The organism is Burkholderia sp. AU27893 (assembly GCF_002223205.1).
GTDB lineage: Bacteria > Pseudomonadota > Gammaproteobacteria > Burkholderiales > Burkholderiaceae > Burkholderia.
The window spans coordinates 358,033-375,191 of sequence record NZ_NKFD01000005.1; the positions used below are offsets into that span (position 1 = coordinate 358,033).

A 17,159-nucleotide genomic window follows, 5' to 3' on the forward strand; every position below is an offset into this window, starting at 1 on the left:
GAGCTTTTTATGCCACCTGATGTAAGCCCTAATCCCGCCGATCCTCGCTTTCAACGGAGTTACGACGCGCTCGTTCGCGCCGCGACCGAGCTGCTCGACGACGCGCCGCTGAACACGCTCAGCATTGCTCAACTGGTGCAGCGTGCCGGGGTCGCGCGTCCCACGTTCTATCAGCACTTTCCCGACCTTCAGTCCGCGGCTCAGCGGGCGGCACTGGTGAGGCTCGACAACGCTTTTTCGTTCGTCGAGGAGCAAGGCAAACTGCTGAACCCGCCGAATTCCACGTTCATCAGGTCAATGGAGGTGGAAACCGCGCTGATTCTCGAGCATCTGAATGCGCATCAGTCGTTCTATCTGACCGTGTTCAACGACGCGGCGACATCGGCGTTTTTCGATGAACTGGTGACCTTCGTTTCCGGCCGGATTCTTCCGCCTTATGAAGGCGTCCGTACGGAAGCAGAGCAGGATTGTCTGACGGTGCTAGGCGGGGGATTGGTTTGGACGGCGGTGCACTGGCTTCGCCAGGGCGCCGTGCGCGAGACGCCGGAGGCCATGGCGAAACGCATGGCCAAGACGGCGGCGACGATCCTCGACGCGTTCGGGCTGACGCTCGGGTTTGCGCAGGCGGATTCGGAGTAGCTAGAGCGGGCGCACGGGAAGCGGGCAGGTTGTTCGCCATGCGCCGCCCGCGAGCCGAATCGACTCGCACCGAACGCGTTGCGCAGGAATGGCATTTTCGGTCGCGTCACCAACCGACGGTTATCGACCGATGCGGGTGATCGCGAGGCTCGGTCGGTGTGGTCTTCACGTCGAAAAGTAGTTTGTAGTGCTTGTTGTGTGCGCATTGGATACGGCGGTTGATAGCACTGCTTCTGCATTCTCCTCAATCGCCATCGAAGGGGACGGTCGGAGAGCCGTTCCAGTCTCGACTCCCGACACGCGCACCGGCCAAAGTTAAATAAAATGTGATCACTCCCCGCCGCAAAATTTTGCACAATGGCGGCAGCGCGGCCCATCGCCGCGATTCCCCCGGAGAACCCGGCCAGCCGGACCGGGGCCGGCCCGAACCGATACCAGGCACCGACGTGCCGCCGCCCGCCGCCATGGACCAACCGAAACGCATCCTGATCGTCGAGGACGACGCCGATATCGCCGATGTACTGAGCCTGCACCTGCGCGACGAGCGCTACGAGGTCGTGCACAGCGCGGACGGTGCCGAGGGGCTGCGCCTGCTCGAGCAGGGCGGCTGGGATGCGCTGATTCTCGACCTGATGCTGCCGGGCGTAGACGGCCTCGAAATCTGCCGGCGCGCGCGTGCGATGACGCGCTACACGCCGATCATCATCACCAGTGCGCGTTCGAGCGAGGTGCATCGGATCCTCGGCCTCGAGCTCGGCGCCGACGACTATCTGGCCAAGCCGTTCTCGGTGCTCGAACTCGTCGCGCGCGTGAAGGCGCTGCTGCGGCGCGTCGATGCGCTGGCGCGCGATTCGCGGATCGACGCGGGCACGCTCGACGTCGCGGGGCTGGCGATCGACCCGATCGCGCGCGAGGCGAGCGTGGACGGCGCGCGCATCGACCTCACGCCGCGCGAATTCGACCTGCTGTATTTCTTCGCGCGGCACCCGGGCAAGGTGTTCTCCCGGATGGACCTGCTCAATGCCGTGTGGGGTTACCAGCACGAAGGCTACGAGCACACGGTCAACACCCACATCAACCGGCTGCGCGCGAAGATCGAGGCCGATCCGGCCGAACCCGTGCGGATCCTCACCGTGTGGGGCCGCGGCTACAAGCTCGCCGCACCGGGCCAGCGGGACGCATGATGAAGCTCACCCTCACCCAGCGGCTGTCGCTCGTGTTCTCGGTGCTGCTGCTTGCGTGCTCGGGCGCGTCCGCGTGGCTGCAGATCCGCGCGAACGACATGCGCGAGCAGGAAGTCGTGCAGGGGCTGTCGCGCGACCTGGCCGCCAACATCGTCAACAGCGTGACCCACAGCGCGCCGCTGATGGACGCGAACGGGCTGCGCCCGGACGCCGTGCGAACGCTGTTCGGGCAGTTGATGGGCGTGAACCCGAGCGTCGAGGTCTATCTGCTCGACAACGCGGGGCGGATCAAGGGCGACGATGCGCCGCCCGGTCACGTGAAGCGCGAGCGCGTCGATCTCGCGCCCGTGCAGCGCTTCATCGCGGGCGAGCCGCTGCCGATCCTCGGCGACGACCCGCGCAGCCCCGATGCGCGCAAGGTGTTCAGCGCCGCGCCGCTGCAACTGGCGGGGCAGCCGCCGTCGGGCTACATTTACGTGGTGCTGCTCGGAGAGGCGCACGACCAGCTGGCCGCGCGTGTCGACGCCGGCAACGTGTTGCGCACGACGCTGTGGTCGATGGCGCTGGTCGCGCTGCTCGGCCTGCTCGCGGGCCTCACCGCGTTCAGCTTCATCACGCGCCCGCTGCGCCGGCTGACGGACGCGATGCGCCGCTTCGACGCGAACGGCACGCCCGACACGCAGCCGCCAGTGCCGCGCTCGCGGCAGGGCCGGCGCGGCGACGACATCGTCGTGCTCGAATCCGCGTTCGCGCAGATGGCCGACCGGATCGGCGACCAGTGGCGCGCGCTGACGCACCAGGACCAGCAGCGGCGCGAACTGATCACGAACATCTCGCACGACCTGCGCACGCCGCTCACGTCGCTGCACGGCTACCTGGAGACGCTGTCGCTGAAGTCGGACACGCTCGCCGAAAACGAGCGGCGGCGCTACCTGTCGATCGCGCTCGCGCAAAGCGCGAAGGTCGGCCGGCTCGCGCAGGCGCTGTTCGAGCTCGCGCGGCTCGAATCGGGCGGCGTGCAGGCCGAGCGCGAGCCGTTCTCGCTCGTCGATCTCGTGCAGGACGTGTTCCAGAAATTCGAGTTGACCGCGCAGGCGCGCGGCGTCGCGCTGCATGCGCGGATTCCGCCGCGGGTGCCGGTCGTGTCGGCCGATCTCGGGATGATCGAGCGCGTGCTGACCAACCTGCTCGACAACGCGCTGCGACACACGCCCGCGCACGGCGAGGTCGAAGTCGCGCTGGAGCCGCGCGGCGACCGCGTGCTCGTGACCGTGGCCGATACCGGCGAAGGGATTCCGGCGGCGCGGCGCGAAGGGTTGTTCCAGCGGCCGCAGCGGCCGATGAGCGGCGGCGCGGTGACGAGCGGCGGGCTCGGGCTACTGATCGTGCACCGGATGCTGGCGCTCAACGGCAGCCGTATCCGGCTGGTCGACCGGGCCGGGCGCGGGGCGGTGTTCGAGTTCGAGCTGGCGGTGGCCACGCCCGCGGCCGGCGACGGGCGCTGACCGTCTCCCACGCAATGCCGGCGTTCAACCGCCGCGCTTGCGCCGCACGTCGCTCGGCGTCATGCCGGTCCAGCGCTTGAACGCGTGGCGGAATCCCACCGCGTCGCTGAAGCCGAGCGTCGATGCGATGTCCTCGGTGCTGAGCGTGGTCGTGCTGAGATAGTCGATCGCGAGCGCCTTGCGCACGCTCGCCAGCAGTTCGCTGTACGACGTGCCTTCGGCTTCGAGCTTGCGGCGCAGCGTGCGGGACGTGATGCACAGGATCGCCGCGATCGCGTCGATGTCCGGAAACTGCCCGGGCGTGCGCGTGAGTTCCTGGTACACGCGCCGCGTGACGCCGGCCTGGCTGCGCAATTCGTCGAGCAGGCTCGCGCAATGCGACGACACCTGCGCGGCGGTAATCGGATTCGCGAGCTGCGGCGCGCGCGTGAGCCATGCGGCCGGGTAGCTGAGCACGTGATGCGGCTGGTCGAAGGCGATCGGGCATTCGAGCGCATCGGCCAGCAACGCCGCGTGCGCCGGCTGCGGCTGCGCGAACTGCGCGCGCGCCGGCACGCACCACGCCCCCATCACGTCCTTGATGATCGTCACGTGCAGCGCGAACTGCATGTCGATCAGGAAACGGTACAGCGGCTCGTCGAGGTCGGGGAGCGCGACTTCGTGCCGGTCGGGAAACTGCCACGACACGATGTCGCCCTGTTCGACCCAGCGGATCGCGAGCATGCCGTTCGCGAGCCGGTGATATTTGACGGCGGATTCGAACGCGTGCGCGAGCGATTCCGAACACAGCATCGCGTAGCCGTACATCCCGTAGCTCGACGCGTGCAGCCGGTGGCCGACGCGCACGCCGAGATCGGTGCCGTCGTAGCGGCCGATCGCGTTGCGCGCGGCCGTGAGGAACTGCAGCGGCGACGTGAGCGTGAACGGGTCCGCGACGGCGGCTGGCGTGAGGCCGGTGCCGTCGAGCACAGCGACCGGGTCGAGGCCGGCTTGCGTCGCCACGTCGAGCAGCACGGCCAGCTTGGCCGGCGTGAAGCGCTGCTGGCGCAACGCGTGGGTCGGCTCGACGTCCGGCAGGCGGGCTGCGCGGGCGGTCGTCGGGTTCAAGAGCGCACTGCGCGGCATGGGAGCATCCTGCGTCCGAATCGATATCGTTGACGGCACGCAATTCTGCTCGGGATCGGTCCCATGCGCCACAGGGTTCACCCTGATGCGCGTGCCGGTGCGACCCGGCGCAGCGGGCTTCGATTGCACCCATGCCGCCGCAGCCGGCCTGGCGCGTGCCGGCCGGCCAGGTCGGCGGTGTCCGGCGCAGTAACCTGGACAGGTGCGGCCCGCCTGTCCGTTTCGATCATCTTTTCGGCCGCCCGGATCATTTTCAAAGTGCGCCGCGCGGGCGATAGTCGCCGATCAGGCGATGGTCCGCGCTTCTCCGGCGTGCAGGCCGTCGTGCGAACGGCGCGGCCGGCGCGCCGTCCCCCGTGGAGTGAGACATGACGAAAAGACACTGGACCGGGTCGTATGGCTCGATCCCCGCCGAGATCGATCCCGATCGCTTTCCTTCCGTAACCGCGTTGCTGGACGACGCGATGCGCCGATTCGCCGATCGCCCGGCGTTCCACTCGTATGGCCGCACGCTGACCTATGCCGACGTCGACCGCCTGTCGACCGCGCTGGCCGCCTATCTGCAGCAGGTCGTGGGCGTGCGCAAGGGCGATCGCGTGGCCGTGATGCTGCCCAACGTGCTCGCGTTTGCGGTCGCGTTCGTCGCGGTCGCGAAGATCGGCGCGATCCAGGTCAACGTGAATCCGCTCTATACGGCGCGCGAGCTCGAGCATCAGCTCAACGACGCGGGCGTCGAGGTCGCGCTGGTGTGCGGCGGGTCGATGGGCACGTTCGCCGAAGTGGTCGGCGGCACGCGCGTGCGCACCGTGCTGAGCGTCGGGCGTGGTGATCTCGGCGTCGTCGATGCGCCGCCCGGGACCTGCGACGCGCTGCCGCCCGGTTCGATCCCGCTCGCGCGCGCCATAGCCGTCGGCGAATCGCTCACGCTCGAACCGGTTGCGCTGGGCGGCGACGACCTGCTGCTGCTGCAGTACACGGGCGGCACGACCGGCCTGTCGAAGGGCGCGGCGCTGTCGCACCGCAACCTCGTCGCGAACATCGAGCAGTTCGCGGCGATCGTGCCGGCTGCGCGCAAGCCGGGCGAGGAGGTCGTCGTCACGGCGATCCCGATGTATCACATCTTCGCGCTGACGGTGAACTTCCTGTCCTACTTCGCGATCGGCGCGCAGAACTGGCTGATCGCGAACCCGCGCGACATGGACGGCTTCATCGACGTGCTGAAGGCCGCGCGGCCGACGGTGTTCGTCGGCGTGAACACGCTGTACGCGGGGCTCGCCGGCCATCCGCGCCTGGCGGAAGTCGACTGGTCGCGGCTGAAGCTGTCGGCCGGCGGCGGCGCGGCCGTGATCGACGTGATCTCGTCGCGCTGGAAGGCGGTGACGGGCAACTTCATCCGCGAGGGCTACGGGCTGTCGGAGACGTCGCCGGTCGTGTCGTTCAACCCGCAGTCGATCGACTCTTTCACGGGCACCACCGGCCTGCCGCTGCCGTCGACCGACGTGAAGCTGCTCGACGACCAGGACAACGAGGTGGCGATCGGCGGCGCGGGCGAGATCTGCGTGAAGGGGCCGCAGGTAATGGGCGGCTACTGGCGGAAACCGGACGCGAATGCGGCCGCGTTCACGGCCGACGGCTATTTCCGCACGGGCGACGTCGGCGTGTTCGACGAAGCCGGGTTCCTGCGGATCGTCGACCGCAAGAAGGACATGATCATCGTGTCGGGCTTCAACGTGTACCCGAACGAGGTGGAAGCGGTCGCGACCGCCGTGCCCGGCGTGGCCGAGTGCGCGTGCATCGGCGTGCCGGACGCGCGCACGGGCGAGGCCGTGAAACTGTTCGTGGTGCTCGCGCAGGACGCCGACGTGACGGAGGAGCAACTCGTCGCGCATTGTCGCGAAAGCCTCGCGGGCTACAAGGTGCCGAAGCTGATTCGCTTCGTCGACCGGCTGCCGAAGTCGACCGTCGGCAAGATCCTGCGCCGGGAACTCAGCCGCACCGACTGACGGCGTCGGCGCGCCGCGCGGCACCCGGCGCGCCGACGGCCCGGAAGGCTCCGCGCGGGCCGCTCAAGTACAATGCGAGCGGTTCGATCGACGGGGACGCGATGACCGGTTCAGATTCACTTTCCGCCCAGCCCGGGCATGCACCCGGGCGTGCACTGCCGTCGCCGAGCGCGACGGTGCCGATCTCGCTCGTCAACGGCTTCCTCGCGAGCGCGGCCGTGCAGCGCGACGTGGTCGAGCGCTACCTGGGCGGCGCCGGCATCCCGATCGAGCTGCTCGGCGAACCGCATGCGCGCGTGACGGAGGAACAGTTCTCGACGCTGTACCGCACGCTCGCGATCGAACTCGACGACGAGATGCCCGGCATCTTCTCGCGCCCGCTGCGCGGCGGCACGCTGAAGTACCTGTGCCTGAGCCTGCTCGATGCGCGCAACCTCGAAACGGCGCTGCATCGTTTCGGGCAATTCTTCCATATCCTGCTCGACGATTTCTTCGTCGAATCGAAGCGCGACGGCCTCGTCGCGCAGACGGTGCTGCGCCCGAACGACGCCATCGGCCCGATCGGCGCGCTCGGCCAGGAGCTGATGCTCAAGCTCGTGCACGGCGTGTGCTCCTGGCTGATCGGGCAGAAGATCCCGCTGCTGCAGATCGAGTTCGCGTGCCCGCGGCCGCGCCATGCGGTCGAGCACCTGTACTTCTTCACCGGCGCCGTGCAGTTCGACTGCGAGCGCACGCTGATGCGCTTCAGCGCGGATTACCTCGACGCGCCGATCCGGCAGAGCAAGCGCAACCTGCGCAAGTTCCTCGCGCGCGCACCGGGCGACTGGATCTTCGAATCGTTCAGCGAACAGCTCGTGTGCCATCGCGTGCGGCAGTACCTGTCGGAAGCGTTGCCCGACCTGCCGGTGATCGACCAGGCGGCCGAGCACCTGCATTGCTCGGTGCGCACGCTGAGCCGCCACCTGGCCGCCGAAGGGACGACGTTCCAGGCGCTCAAGGACGAACTGCGGCGCGACATCGCGATCCAGCGGCTGACCGATACGCCCGACACGATCGCGGCGATCGGCGCCGACATCGGCTTCGACGATCCGAGCGCGTTCCATCGCGCGTTCCGGCACTGGACAGGGAGCACGCCGGGCACTTACCGGCGGCGCGCGTAACGCGTAACGCGTCACGCGTCATGCGTCTTGCATCGCTTCAAGGTAGCCGGTTCCCATAACCGGATACCTTCGCGCGCTCCCATGGACGACTCCCCTGGGCGGGACGGTTTACGAATCGGCGGGGCAGGCAGGGCGCCCGTTGCCGAAGCTGCGCACCGTGCTCGCGATCCGCGTGGCGAACTGCTCGATCATGCGCTGTTGCACCCGCACCATGTCCGCGTAGCCGCCGGGTGCCGCTTCGTTGAGCCGCGTGCTGCACGAAATGCGCGTGCCCGGGGTGCCCGGCGTGTCCTGCTGCACGCCGACGACCCAATCCGCTTCGAACTGGGCCATGCTGCCGGGCCACGCATCGAAGCGCCGCACCTGCGTGCGGATGCTCATGACGGTCTGGTTCGACGGGCGCGGCAGGCCGGTGACGTTGCGCGCGCCCAGCTGCTCGACGAGCGCCGACGAAAGCGCCGCGCGCAGCTCGTCGCCGAGCGGCGCGACCCAGCGTTCGTTGTCGAGTATCCGCGCGGCGCCGGTCCCGCTGCGCACGACCATCTGCTGCTGGTCGAGCTGGGCGGGGATGCCGACCGGCAACACGTTGATCGCCAGCGGCGCGGCGGCGCGCGCGGTGGTCGACGTCGTGGAGGTGGACGTGGCCGGCGATACCAGCGTGTAGTAATGCACCGGGTTCGACGCGCAGGCGGTCAGCGCGATGACGGCGCCGGCGCCCAGGGCGATCGTCCTGGCGCGAATCGGGAAGCTCATGGTTGTCGTGGCTCCTGCTGGACAGGCGAGGTGGAAGGGGCGAGCGGCGCGAGCGGCGCGTGATCGGCGCCGGTGCCCCGGAGCAGCGCGTCGGGACGGCGGCCCAGCATGTCGGTGAGCGTGCGCAACGAGCGCGCGGTACGCTGGACTTCGGTCAGCGTGTTCGTGAGGTTTTCCTGAAGCGGGCCGTCCTCGGCGATGCCCTGGCGCAACGCGCCGAACGTCTGGTTCGCCTGGTCGAGCGCGCGCGTCGTCGACGGCAGCAACTGGCCGTTGACCTGCCTGAGCGTCGCGTCCAGGTTCGTCAGGCTCGAATCGACATGCTTGCCGATCGACGCCAGCGGCAGCTTGTTGATCTTGTCGACGATGTCGGCGAGCTGCTCCGGCAGCTTGTCGAACGTACTCGGCACGGTGGGCAAGGTCAGCGGCGTGGCATTCGCATCGAACGGCACCTTCGGCGCGTTCTTCACGAAATCGAACGAGATGTAGAGCTGCTCCGTCAGCAGGTTGCCGGTACGCGCCTGCGCACGGAGCCCGTGCTCGACCAGGCCCGCGAGAAACTGGGCCGCGCGCGGATTGCCGTTGCCTTCGGTCTTCTGCAGCTTCTCGATGACGGGGCCGAGCCGGTACGGATAGACCTTGACCATGACGATGGACTGGAAGCGCCGGGTGCCACGGTCGAAGTCGAGCTGGGTCGAGACCACCTTGCCCATGTTGATGCCGGAGAATTCCACCGGCGCGCCGACCGCGAGCCCGCGCAACGGTTGCTCGAAACGGAGTCGAATGAGTTGGGATGGACCGTCCGGGGCCGCCATCGCGGACGCTTCGTTGTCGGCGAGCGTAAACAGGTGATTTGCACGGGCCGCCGCCGCATCGCTGTCTTCCGGCGTCGCGAACGCGATGCCGCCGCCCACGATCGTCGCGACCGACTGGGTCTTCAGCTTCAGGCCGTTCGCGTCGAGCGACAGATCCATCCCGCTCGCGTTCCAGAAGCGCGTATCGGTCGTCACCAGCCGATCATACGGCGCATCGATGAACACCTGCAGGTTCATGTCGCGGCGCTGCATGTCGAGCTTGTACGACGCGACGTGCCCGACCATCAGGTGGCGGTAATAGACCGGCGAACCGATATCGAGCGAGCCGAGATCGGTGGCGCGCAGCGCGAAGCTCGTCCCCGGCATGCCGTTGATGACGGTGGGCGGCGTCTCGAGCCCGGTGTAGGCCTTGCGCGATTGCGTCGAGCCGCCCGTGTCCATGCCGATATAGGCGCCGGAGAACAGCGTGTCGATGCCCGATACGCCGCCCATGCCGACGCGCGGGCGCACGACCCAGAAGCGCGTGTCGTCGCGAATGAGGTTGCGCGCATTCTTCACGAACGAGACCGTCGCGACGACGTGCGAACTGTCGTCGCTCAGCGAGATGGCGGTGACGGTGCCGATCACGACGTCCTTGTACTTGACGGGCGTCTTGCCGGCTTCGAGGCCTTGCGCGGTGTTGAACGTGATCGTGATTTCCGGTCCGACGGAAAACCACGCGTGGATCACCATCGACACGCCGATCAATGCCGCGACGAGCGGCACGAGCCAGACGAGCGACAGCCGCAGGCGGTTGCGCGTCACGGGCGGGTCGTGGGGTTCGAGGCCTTGCGGGCCGGATGGAGGATTCATGCTTCTTCGGCGTCCCAAATGAGGCGTGGGTCAAAACTCATCGCAGACAGCATCGTGAGAATGACGACCATGCCGAAAAACAAAATGCCGGCGCGCGGCTCGATCTCGGACAGCGGACCGAACTTCACCAGCGCACAGATGATCGCGACGACCAGCACGTCGAGCATCGACCAGTAGCCGACCAGCTCGACCGCGCGATACAGCACCGCCCGCTCGCGCATGGCCGACACGCTGCGCCGGCCCGTCGTGACGAGCAACGCGCCGAGCGCGAGAAACTTCGTGCATGGCACGACGACGCTCGCGATGAAGATCACCGACGCGATGCCGTACGAGCCGGCTTTCCAGAACACCACGACGCCGCTGAGAATCGTCGATTCGCTGTGGCTGCCGAGCAGCGTGGTGCGCATCACCGGCAACAGGTTGGCCGGCAGATAGAAGATCAGCCCGGCGATCAGCAGCGCCCACGCGCGCACGAGGCTGTCCGGGCGACGCGTGTGCAGCGCCGACCCGCAGCGCGGGCAGCGTGCCGCTTCGGCGCCATGCGCGTGCGCATCCTGCGCGGCGCAGGCGGGGGGGCGGCAGACGAGGCCGCACGCATGGCACCCGACCATGCCCAGCTGACTGGCGCGCACGGGCAGGCTCACGGGCGGCCTCCGGCGGGTTCCACCGGCACGACCCAATCCCACAGCTGGCGCGCATCGTGGCCCGCGATCAGCGGGATCAGCACCATCAGCACGGCCGTGGCCCACAAGCCCGCGCCGGGAATGATCTGCATGATGCTGGACAGCTTGATGATGGCGATCAGGATGCCGAGCAATCCGACCTCGATCATGCTCCACGGCCGCAGCGCGACGAGCAGCCGCATCAGCGGGCCGAACGCGGGCGCGCGATGCCCGGCGCGGGCAAACGCCAGCAACCAGATCAGCGTGGCGATCTGCAGGAACGGCACCACCACGATGGCGAGCGCCGTCGGAATCGCGATCGGTGCGGCGTAGCCTTTGGCCAGCGCGAGCGCGGATTGCCACAGCGTGGCCTCGCTATGCAGCCCCTGCACGCTGATTCGCATGATCGGGCACAGGTTGGCGATGGCAAACACCACGCCTGCCGCGATCGCCAGCGCGAGCCACCGGTCGATATCGAGCCAGCTCGAACGAAACAGCACGGCCGAACAGCGCTCGCACCGCGCGACCTCGTGCGGCGCCAGCGCGCGGCGTCGGTAGACGCTGTCGCAATGCTCGCAGGCGATCAGGGCCGGAAACGTGTCCATGGGTTCGTGTTGCTCGCGCATGCGGTCTCGGTGATGGGCTTCGCAGTGTGCTTCGCGTCGATGGACGCTTTGGTGCGGTTTGATGGAGAAATGATGGAGGCGGAGCGGGCTTGAAGGCGCTGCGTTTTCATCGCAAAAAAAAGGGAATCACAGCGTGGCCTCGAGCGTGCAATGCGCGTCGGCCTGTTGCTATGAGCCCGTTCTGCGCGCCAGTCTGACGAGATCGACGATCGTCGCGACCAGCGCGGCCAGCAAGACGGCTGCCAGCATCAGATAGCTCGGCGTCTCACGGATCACCACCACGATCGGGTTGTCGGTCGCGGAAGACGACACGGCCACGAACAGGCCGTAGGCGACGAACCATCCGGTCGCGATCGTCAGCACGACTGAGATCGTCAGGAGACCGACGATCCGCGCCATGTGCCTTGTGCCGCCGCGATCCATGACGCGCATTCACTGGGTGCTGCGCAGCCGGTAGCCGACCCCGCGCATCACCTCCGGCATCCCGGACGCGCCCGCGCATTCGAGCTTCTTGCGCAGCCGGCTGATGTGGCTGTCGACGGTGCGCTCCAGCGCATCGACGTCGGCGAGGCATGCGTCGATCAGTTCGCTGCGCGTGAACACGCGGTTCGGCGAGCCGGCCAGGTGCGCGAGCAGCCGGAATTCGGTCAGCGTCAGCGAGACGCCGGTTGCTCCGGTGTCGGTGCGGACCGTGGTCAGATAGCTTTGCGTGTCGATTTCAAGGTTGCCGACCTTGATGAAGCGCCCGGACGTGGCCGTTTCGAAACGACGCAGGATCGCGCGGATGCGCGCGACCACCTCGGCCGGGTTGAACGGCTTCGTGATGTAGTCGTCCGCGCCGAAACGCAGCCCCTGCAAGCGATCGATCTCGCGGTCGAGCGCCGTGATGATGACGATCGGCGTGTCGCTGCGGCGGCGCAGTTCGACCAGGACTTCCCAGCCGTCCTTCTTCGGCATCCTGACGTCGAGCAGGATCAGGTCGGGCTTCAGGACCGGCTCCACGTCGAGCACCGCCTGGCCGTGATCGACGCGGTAGGTGCGAAAGCCGTCGTGGGCGAGGTACGCGTCGAGTATGTCGGCGATCTCCGGATCGTCTTCGGCAATGAGTATCAGAGGGTTCATCGGGTTCACTGGAAGTGAGCGTGTTGGCGATCCGGCGGCGCGGCACGTGCGCCGCCGGACTTCACCGTGCTTTCAGTCGTCGCGAACGGATGGGCGACGGCCCATTGCTCAGTTTTTTGCCACGCTGTTGGCGGGAGGCACGTCGGTGTCGGTCAGCCCGCCACCGAGCGCCTTGTAGAGCGCGACCGCGTTGCCCAGTTCGGCGTTGCGCAGATCCAGCAACGTCTGGCGCGCGGCATACAGCTGGCGCTGCGAGTCGAGCAGTTCCAGCCGGTCCTCGATGCCGGCGCGATAGCGCAGGTTCACGAGATCGGTCCGGCGCTCGGCGCTCCTGACGACCTTGGTCTGCGCGTCGATCTGGCGGCTGAAGGTCTCGCGCCCGGCGAGGCCGTCGGCCACTTCGCGGAACGCGGTCTGGATCGAGCGTTCGTACTCGACGACCGCGCTGGACTTGCGCACTTCCGCGAGATTCAGCTCGGAACGCAGCCGGCCGCCCTGGAAGATCGGCAGCGTGACCTGCGGCGCGAAACTCCACACGCGCTGTCCGCCGTCGAACAGGCTGCCGAGCCCCGGGCTGAGGAAGCCGATCGACGACGTAAGCGACAGGCGCGGGAAGAATGCCGCGCGCGCCGCGCCGATGTCGGCGTTGGCGGCGACGAGATTCTGCTCGGCCTGCTGGATGTCCGGCCGGCGATACAGCAGTTCCGACGGCAGTCCGGCCGGCAGTTTGGTCATCACCGGCTGGCGCTCCAGCGACAGCGGATCGGGCAGGTCCTTCGGCAGGTCGGTGCCGACCAGCAGCCGCAGCGCGTTGCGCGCCTGCTCGACGGCGCGCGAACGCGCCTCGAGATCGGCGCTGGCGCTCGCGACCTGGCCTTCGGCCTGCGCGATGTCGACGCCGCTCGCCTGGTCGGCGAGCTTGAGGCGCCGCGCGAGGTCGAGCGACTGGCGCCAGTCGTTCAGCGTGCGTTCGGACAGCGCGCGCTGCTCTTGCGCGAGACGCTCGGCGAAATACGCGTTGGCCACGGAGCCGACGAGCGCGATCTGCACCGCCCGGCGGCCGTGATCGGTCGCGAGGTAGCGTGCGAACGCGGCATCGGACAGCGACTTCACGCGGCCGAACAGGTCGATCTCGAACGCGCTGAGACCGATGTTCACGCCGTACTGGTTCTGCGTGTTCTCGAGCAGCGGCGGGTTCGACTGCGAGTCGGCGGCCGTGCGCTGGCGCGTGAAGCTCGCGCCGGCGCCGATCGACGGCAGGCGCGCGGAACGCTGGATGCCGTACTGCGCTTCGGCCGCCTGGACGTTCAGCGCGGCCAGGCGCAGGTCGCGGTTGTTCTCGAGCGCGAGCTCGATCAGGCGCTGCAGGCGACGGTCGCCGAACATCGAGCGCCAGCCGAGATCGGCGGCGTTCGCGTGCTGGTCGGCCGCGACCGCGGTCGTATAGGCGGTCGGCACCGGCAGCTCGGGCTTGACCAGCTTCGGCGCCATCGAGCACGCCGACAGCGCGAGCGTGGCGGAAACCGCTGCGGAAAGAATGAGTAATCGCATGGCATCAACCTTCATGTTCGTGGGTCACGGCGGCGGGCTTCTTGCCGGAAGCGCGCCATGCCGAGAGGCGTTCCTGGATGCTCATCACGAACACGTAGAAAACCGGAACGAAGAAAATGGCCAGCACGGTGGCGGTCACCATGCCGCCGAACACGCCGGTGCCGATCGCGTGCTGCGTCTCGGCGCTGGCGCCGGTCGCGATCATCAACGGGACGACGCCGAGGCCGAACGCGAGCGAGGTCATCAGGATCGGGCGCAGCCGCAGCTTGGATGCCTGCACGGCCGACTCGATCAGCCCCATGCCTTCCTCGCGCAACTGCTTCGCGACTTCCACGATCAGGATCGCGTTCTTCGCCGACAGGCCGATCACGGTGATCATCCCGACCTTGAAGAACACGTCGTTCGGCATCCCGCGCAACATCACCGCGGCGAGCGCGCCGATCAGGCCGAGCGGCACCACCAGCATCACCGACAGCGGAATCGCCCAGCTCTCGTAGAGCGCCGCGAGCACCAGGAACACGACGACCATCGACAGCGCCATCAGCATCGGCGCCTGCGAAGCCGACTCACGCTCCTGCAGCGACTGGCCGGTCCACGCGACCGTGAAGCCGGGCGGCAACTGCGCGGCCAGATGCTCCATCTCGGCCATGGCCGCGCCGCTGGAGTAGCCGGGGGCCGAGCCGCCGGAAATCCGTGCGGACGGGTAACCCTGGAAGCGCACCAGCTGCAGTGGGGTTTCCGACCAGACCGGACGCACTACTTCGGACAGCGGCACCATGCCGCCGGTCGCGTTGCGCACGTAGAGCTTCATCACGTTCTCGATCTGCATGCGTGCCGGGGCATCCGCCTGGATGATCACCTGCTGCATGCGGCCCGCGTTCGGGAAGTCGTTCACGTAGGTCGAACCCATCGCGGCCGACAGCGTGTCGCTGATGGTCGTGAACGACACGCCGAGCGCTTCGGCCTTGTCGCGGTCGATGTCCAGCTTCACGCTCGTGCCGGCCGGCAGGCTGTCCGGATAGACGCCGGTCACCACCTTGCTTTGCGCGGCCAGTTCGAGCAGCTTGGCTTCAGCCGCCTTGAGTGCCGCGTAGCCCTGGTTCGCGCGATCCTGCAGGCGCATCGTGAAGCCCGAGCTGGTGCCCAGCCCGTCGATCGCGGGCGGCAACAGGCTCATGACCGTGCCTTCCGTCACGCCGCCCATCGCGGCCTGCGCGCGCATCGCTTCGTCCATCGCGTTTGCCCCGTCGCGCTTGTCCCAGTCCTTGAGCACCGCGTAGTTCAGCGCCGCGTTGGAGCCGAGGCCGGAGAAGCCGTAGCCGATGATGGAGATGCTCGACTCGATGCCCGGACGCGACGCGAGATGCTTCTCGAGGGTCTTGACCACGTCGCCCGTGCGCTCGACGGTCGAATCCGACGGGAGCAGGAAGCCGGTCATGAAATAGCCCTGATCTTCCTCGGGCAGGAACGACGACGGCAGCATGCGGAAGCCGAACACCAGCGCGGTGGAAATTGCGACGAACAGCAGCATCACGCGGCCCGTGCGGCCGACCAGCTTGCCGACGCGCGTTTCGTACCAGCTCGTCATGCGGTCGAAGCGGCGGTTGAACCAGCCGAAGAAGCCGCGCTTCTCGTGGTGGCCATGCTCGACCGGCTTGAGCATCGTCGCGCACAGGGCCGGCGTCAGCGTCAGCGCGAGCAGGGCCGAGAACATGATCGACACGGCCATCGACATCGTGAACTGCTGATAGATCACGCCGACCGAACCGCTCGACATCGCCATCGGCAGGAACACGGCCGTCAGCACCAGCGTGATGCCGATGATCGCGCCGGTGATTTCCTTCATGGCCTTGATCGTCGCGTCCTTCGGCGACAGGCCTTCTTCCACCATCAGGCGTTCGACGTTTTCCACGACGACGATCGCATCGTCGACGATGATGCCGATCGCGAGCACCATGCCGAACATCGTCAGCACGTTGATCGAGAAGCCCGTCATCAGCATGACCGTGAAGGTGCCGAGCATCGCCACCGGCGCGACGATCGCCGGGATCAGCGTGTAGCGCACGTTCTGCAGGAACAGGTACATCACCAGGAACACGAGCACCATCGCTTCGATCAGCGTGTGAATCACCTTCTCGATCGAGATCTTCACGAACGGCGCGGTATCGAACGGGATCGAGTAGGTCATGCCGGACGGCATCGTCTTGGCGATCATGTCCAGTTGCTCGCGCACGGCCTCGGCGGTCTTCACCGCGTTGGCGCCCGGTGCCAGCTGCACGCCGGCGAAGGTCGCGGGTTTGCCGTTCTCGCTGTTGACGAAGGTGAACGACTGCGGGCCGAGCTCGACCCGCGCGACGTCGCCGAGCACGACCTTCGAGCCGTTCGCGTTCGCGCGCAGCACGATCTTCGCGAACTGCTCGGGCGACGTGAGCTGGCCTTGCGCGGTGAGCGGTACCGTCACGCGCTGGCCCGGCAGCGCGGGCGCCGCACCGAGGCTGCCCGGGGCGATCTGCACGTTCTGCTGCGCGACGGCCGTCGTCAGGTCGTTCATCGACAGGCCGTAGGTGATCAGCTTCTGCGGATCGACCCAGATGCGCATCGCCTGTTCGGAGCCGAACAGCTGCACCTTGCCGACGCCTTCGACACGGCGCAGGTCCTCGACGACGTTGCGCGCCATGTAGTCGGCCAGCGCGTTTTCGTCATAGCGGCCGCTGTCCGACTTCAGGCCGACGAACAACAGGAAGCCGGTGGAGGCGGACTCGACGATCACGCCGTTTTGCCGCACGACGGGCGGCAGGCGCGGCTCGACCGACTTGAGCTTGTTCTGCACCTCGACCTGCGCCATCGCCGAATCGGTGCCGGGCTTGAAGGTCGCGGTGATCTTCGCCTGGCCGGACGTATCCGACGCCGATTCGAAGTACAGCAGGTTGCGGACGCCGGACAGCTCGCGCTCGATGAGGCTCAGCACGCTGTCGGTCATCGTCTGCGGCGTGGCGCCCGGGTAGGTGGCGGTAATGGTGACGGTCGGCGGCGCGACCGACGGATAGCGCGCAACCGGCAGTTCGGGGATGGCGATCAGGCCCAGCAGGATGATGAAGAGGGCGATCACCCACGCGAAGACCGGGCGCCGGATGAAGAATTGGGACATGACTGGATGCTCCC

Annotated in this window: 14 protein-coding genes; 5 read left to right on the top strand and 9 right to left on the bottom strand. The window is 67.7% G+C overall.

Translation table 11 applies throughout. The annotated features are described in order from the left end of the window. Nucleotides 1-9 precede the first annotated feature (9 nt). From CFB47_RS33855 to CFB47_RS33865, 3 genes are all read left to right on the top strand, one after another. A complete protein-coding gene (locus tag CFB47_RS33855; RefSeq protein WP_089463828.1) occupies nucleotides 10-639 on the top strand; it encodes a TetR/AcrR family transcriptional regulator in 630 nt (209 codons plus the stop codon). Between the two features lie 464 nt (nucleotides 640-1,103). Further along, on the top strand, nucleotides 1,104-1,823 hold the full coding sequence (locus CFB47_RS33860) for a response regulator transcription factor (protein ID WP_039353478.1): 720 nt from the start codon (nucleotides 1,104-1,106) through the stop codon (nucleotides 1,821-1,823). Next, on the top strand, nucleotides 1,823-3,328 hold the full coding sequence (locus CFB47_RS33865; RefSeq protein ID WP_089464283.1) for a HAMP domain-containing sensor histidine kinase: 1,506 nt from the start codon (nucleotides 1,823-1,825) through the stop codon (nucleotides 3,326-3,328). Before CFB47_RS33860 ends, CFB47_RS33865 begins: the two co-directional genes overlap by 1 nt. Before the next feature lie 24 nt (nucleotides 3,329-3,352). Here CFB47_RS33865 and CFB47_RS33870 read toward each other — a convergent pair whose 3' ends face one another. Next, a complete protein-coding gene (locus CFB47_RS33870) occupies nucleotides 3,353-4,453 on the bottom strand; it encodes an AraC family transcriptional regulator (RefSeq protein ID WP_089460007.1) in 1,101 nt (366 codons plus the stop codon). 368 nt (nucleotides 4,454-4,821) lie between these two features. Here CFB47_RS33870 and CFB47_RS33875 point away from each other — a divergent pair, with 368 nt between their 5' ends. Both CFB47_RS33875 and CFB47_RS33880 read left to right on the top strand, forming a co-directional pair. Continuing rightward, nucleotides 4,822-6,456, top strand: a complete 1,635-nt coding sequence (locus CFB47_RS33875; RefSeq protein ID WP_089463829.1) for an AMP-binding protein — start codon at nucleotides 4,822-4,824, stop codon at nucleotides 6,454-6,456. Then, a complete protein-coding gene (locus CFB47_RS33880; protein WP_089464284.1) occupies nucleotides 6,453-7,616 on the top strand; it encodes an AraC family transcriptional regulator in 1,164 nt (387 codons plus the stop codon). Before CFB47_RS33875 ends, CFB47_RS33880 begins: the two co-directional genes overlap by 4 nt. Nucleotides 7,617-7,724: 108 nt before the next feature. Here the strand turns inward: CFB47_RS33880 and CFB47_RS33885 are convergent, their stop codons facing one another. The 8 genes from CFB47_RS33885 to CFB47_RS33920 form a co-directional block, all read right to left on the bottom strand. Beyond that, a complete protein-coding gene (locus tag CFB47_RS33885; RefSeq protein ID WP_089463830.1) occupies nucleotides 7,725-8,369 on the bottom strand; it encodes a membrane integrity-associated transporter subunit PqiC in 645 nt (214 codons plus the stop codon). Further along, nucleotides 8,366-10,036 (bottom strand): intermembrane transport protein PqiB, encoded by a 1,671-nt coding sequence (locus CFB47_RS33890; RefSeq protein ID WP_089463831.1) that lies wholly within the window; start codon nucleotides 10,034-10,036, stop codon nucleotides 8,366-8,368. Before CFB47_RS33890 ends, CFB47_RS33885 begins: the two co-directional genes overlap by 4 nt. After that, complete coding sequence (locus CFB47_RS33895; RefSeq protein ID WP_089463832.1) at nucleotides 10,033-10,680, bottom strand: paraquat-inducible protein A; 648 nt, start codon at nucleotides 10,678-10,680, stop codon at nucleotides 10,033-10,035. The genes CFB47_RS33890 and CFB47_RS33895 overlap by 4 nt, the downstream gene beginning before the upstream one ends. Further along, nucleotides 10,677-11,324: a paraquat-inducible protein A gene (locus CFB47_RS33900; protein WP_089463833.1), complete on the bottom strand. Its 648-nt coding sequence runs from the start codon at nucleotides 11,322-11,324 to the stop codon at nucleotides 10,677-10,679. The genes CFB47_RS33895 and CFB47_RS33900 overlap by 4 nt, the downstream gene beginning before the upstream one ends. A 168-nt stretch (nucleotides 11,325-11,492) precedes the next feature. After that, nucleotides 11,493-11,756 carry a hypothetical protein gene (locus CFB47_RS33905; RefSeq protein WP_143330904.1) on the bottom strand — a complete coding sequence of 88 codons (264 nt, stop codon included), beginning with the start codon at nucleotides 11,754-11,756 and terminating at the stop codon, nucleotides 11,493-11,495. Continuing rightward, the gene (locus CFB47_RS33910) at nucleotides 11,757-12,446 is read right to left on the bottom strand and encodes a response regulator (RefSeq protein ID WP_089463835.1); all 690 of its coding nucleotides are present in this window, start codon (nucleotides 12,444-12,446) and stop codon (nucleotides 11,757-11,759) included. Between the two features lie 108 nt (nucleotides 12,447-12,554). Beyond that, nucleotides 12,555-13,997 carry an efflux transporter outer membrane subunit gene (locus tag CFB47_RS33915; protein ID WP_089464285.1) on the bottom strand — a complete coding sequence of 481 codons (1,443 nt, stop codon included), beginning with the start codon at nucleotides 13,995-13,997 and terminating at the stop codon, nucleotides 12,555-12,557. A gap of 4 nt (nucleotides 13,998-14,001) precedes the next feature. Continuing rightward, nucleotides 14,002-17,145: a multidrug efflux RND transporter permease subunit gene (locus CFB47_RS33920; RefSeq protein WP_089463836.1), complete on the bottom strand. Its 3,144-nt coding sequence runs from the start codon at nucleotides 17,143-17,145 to the stop codon at nucleotides 14,002-14,004. Between the last annotated feature and the right edge of the window lie 14 nt (nucleotides 17,146-17,159).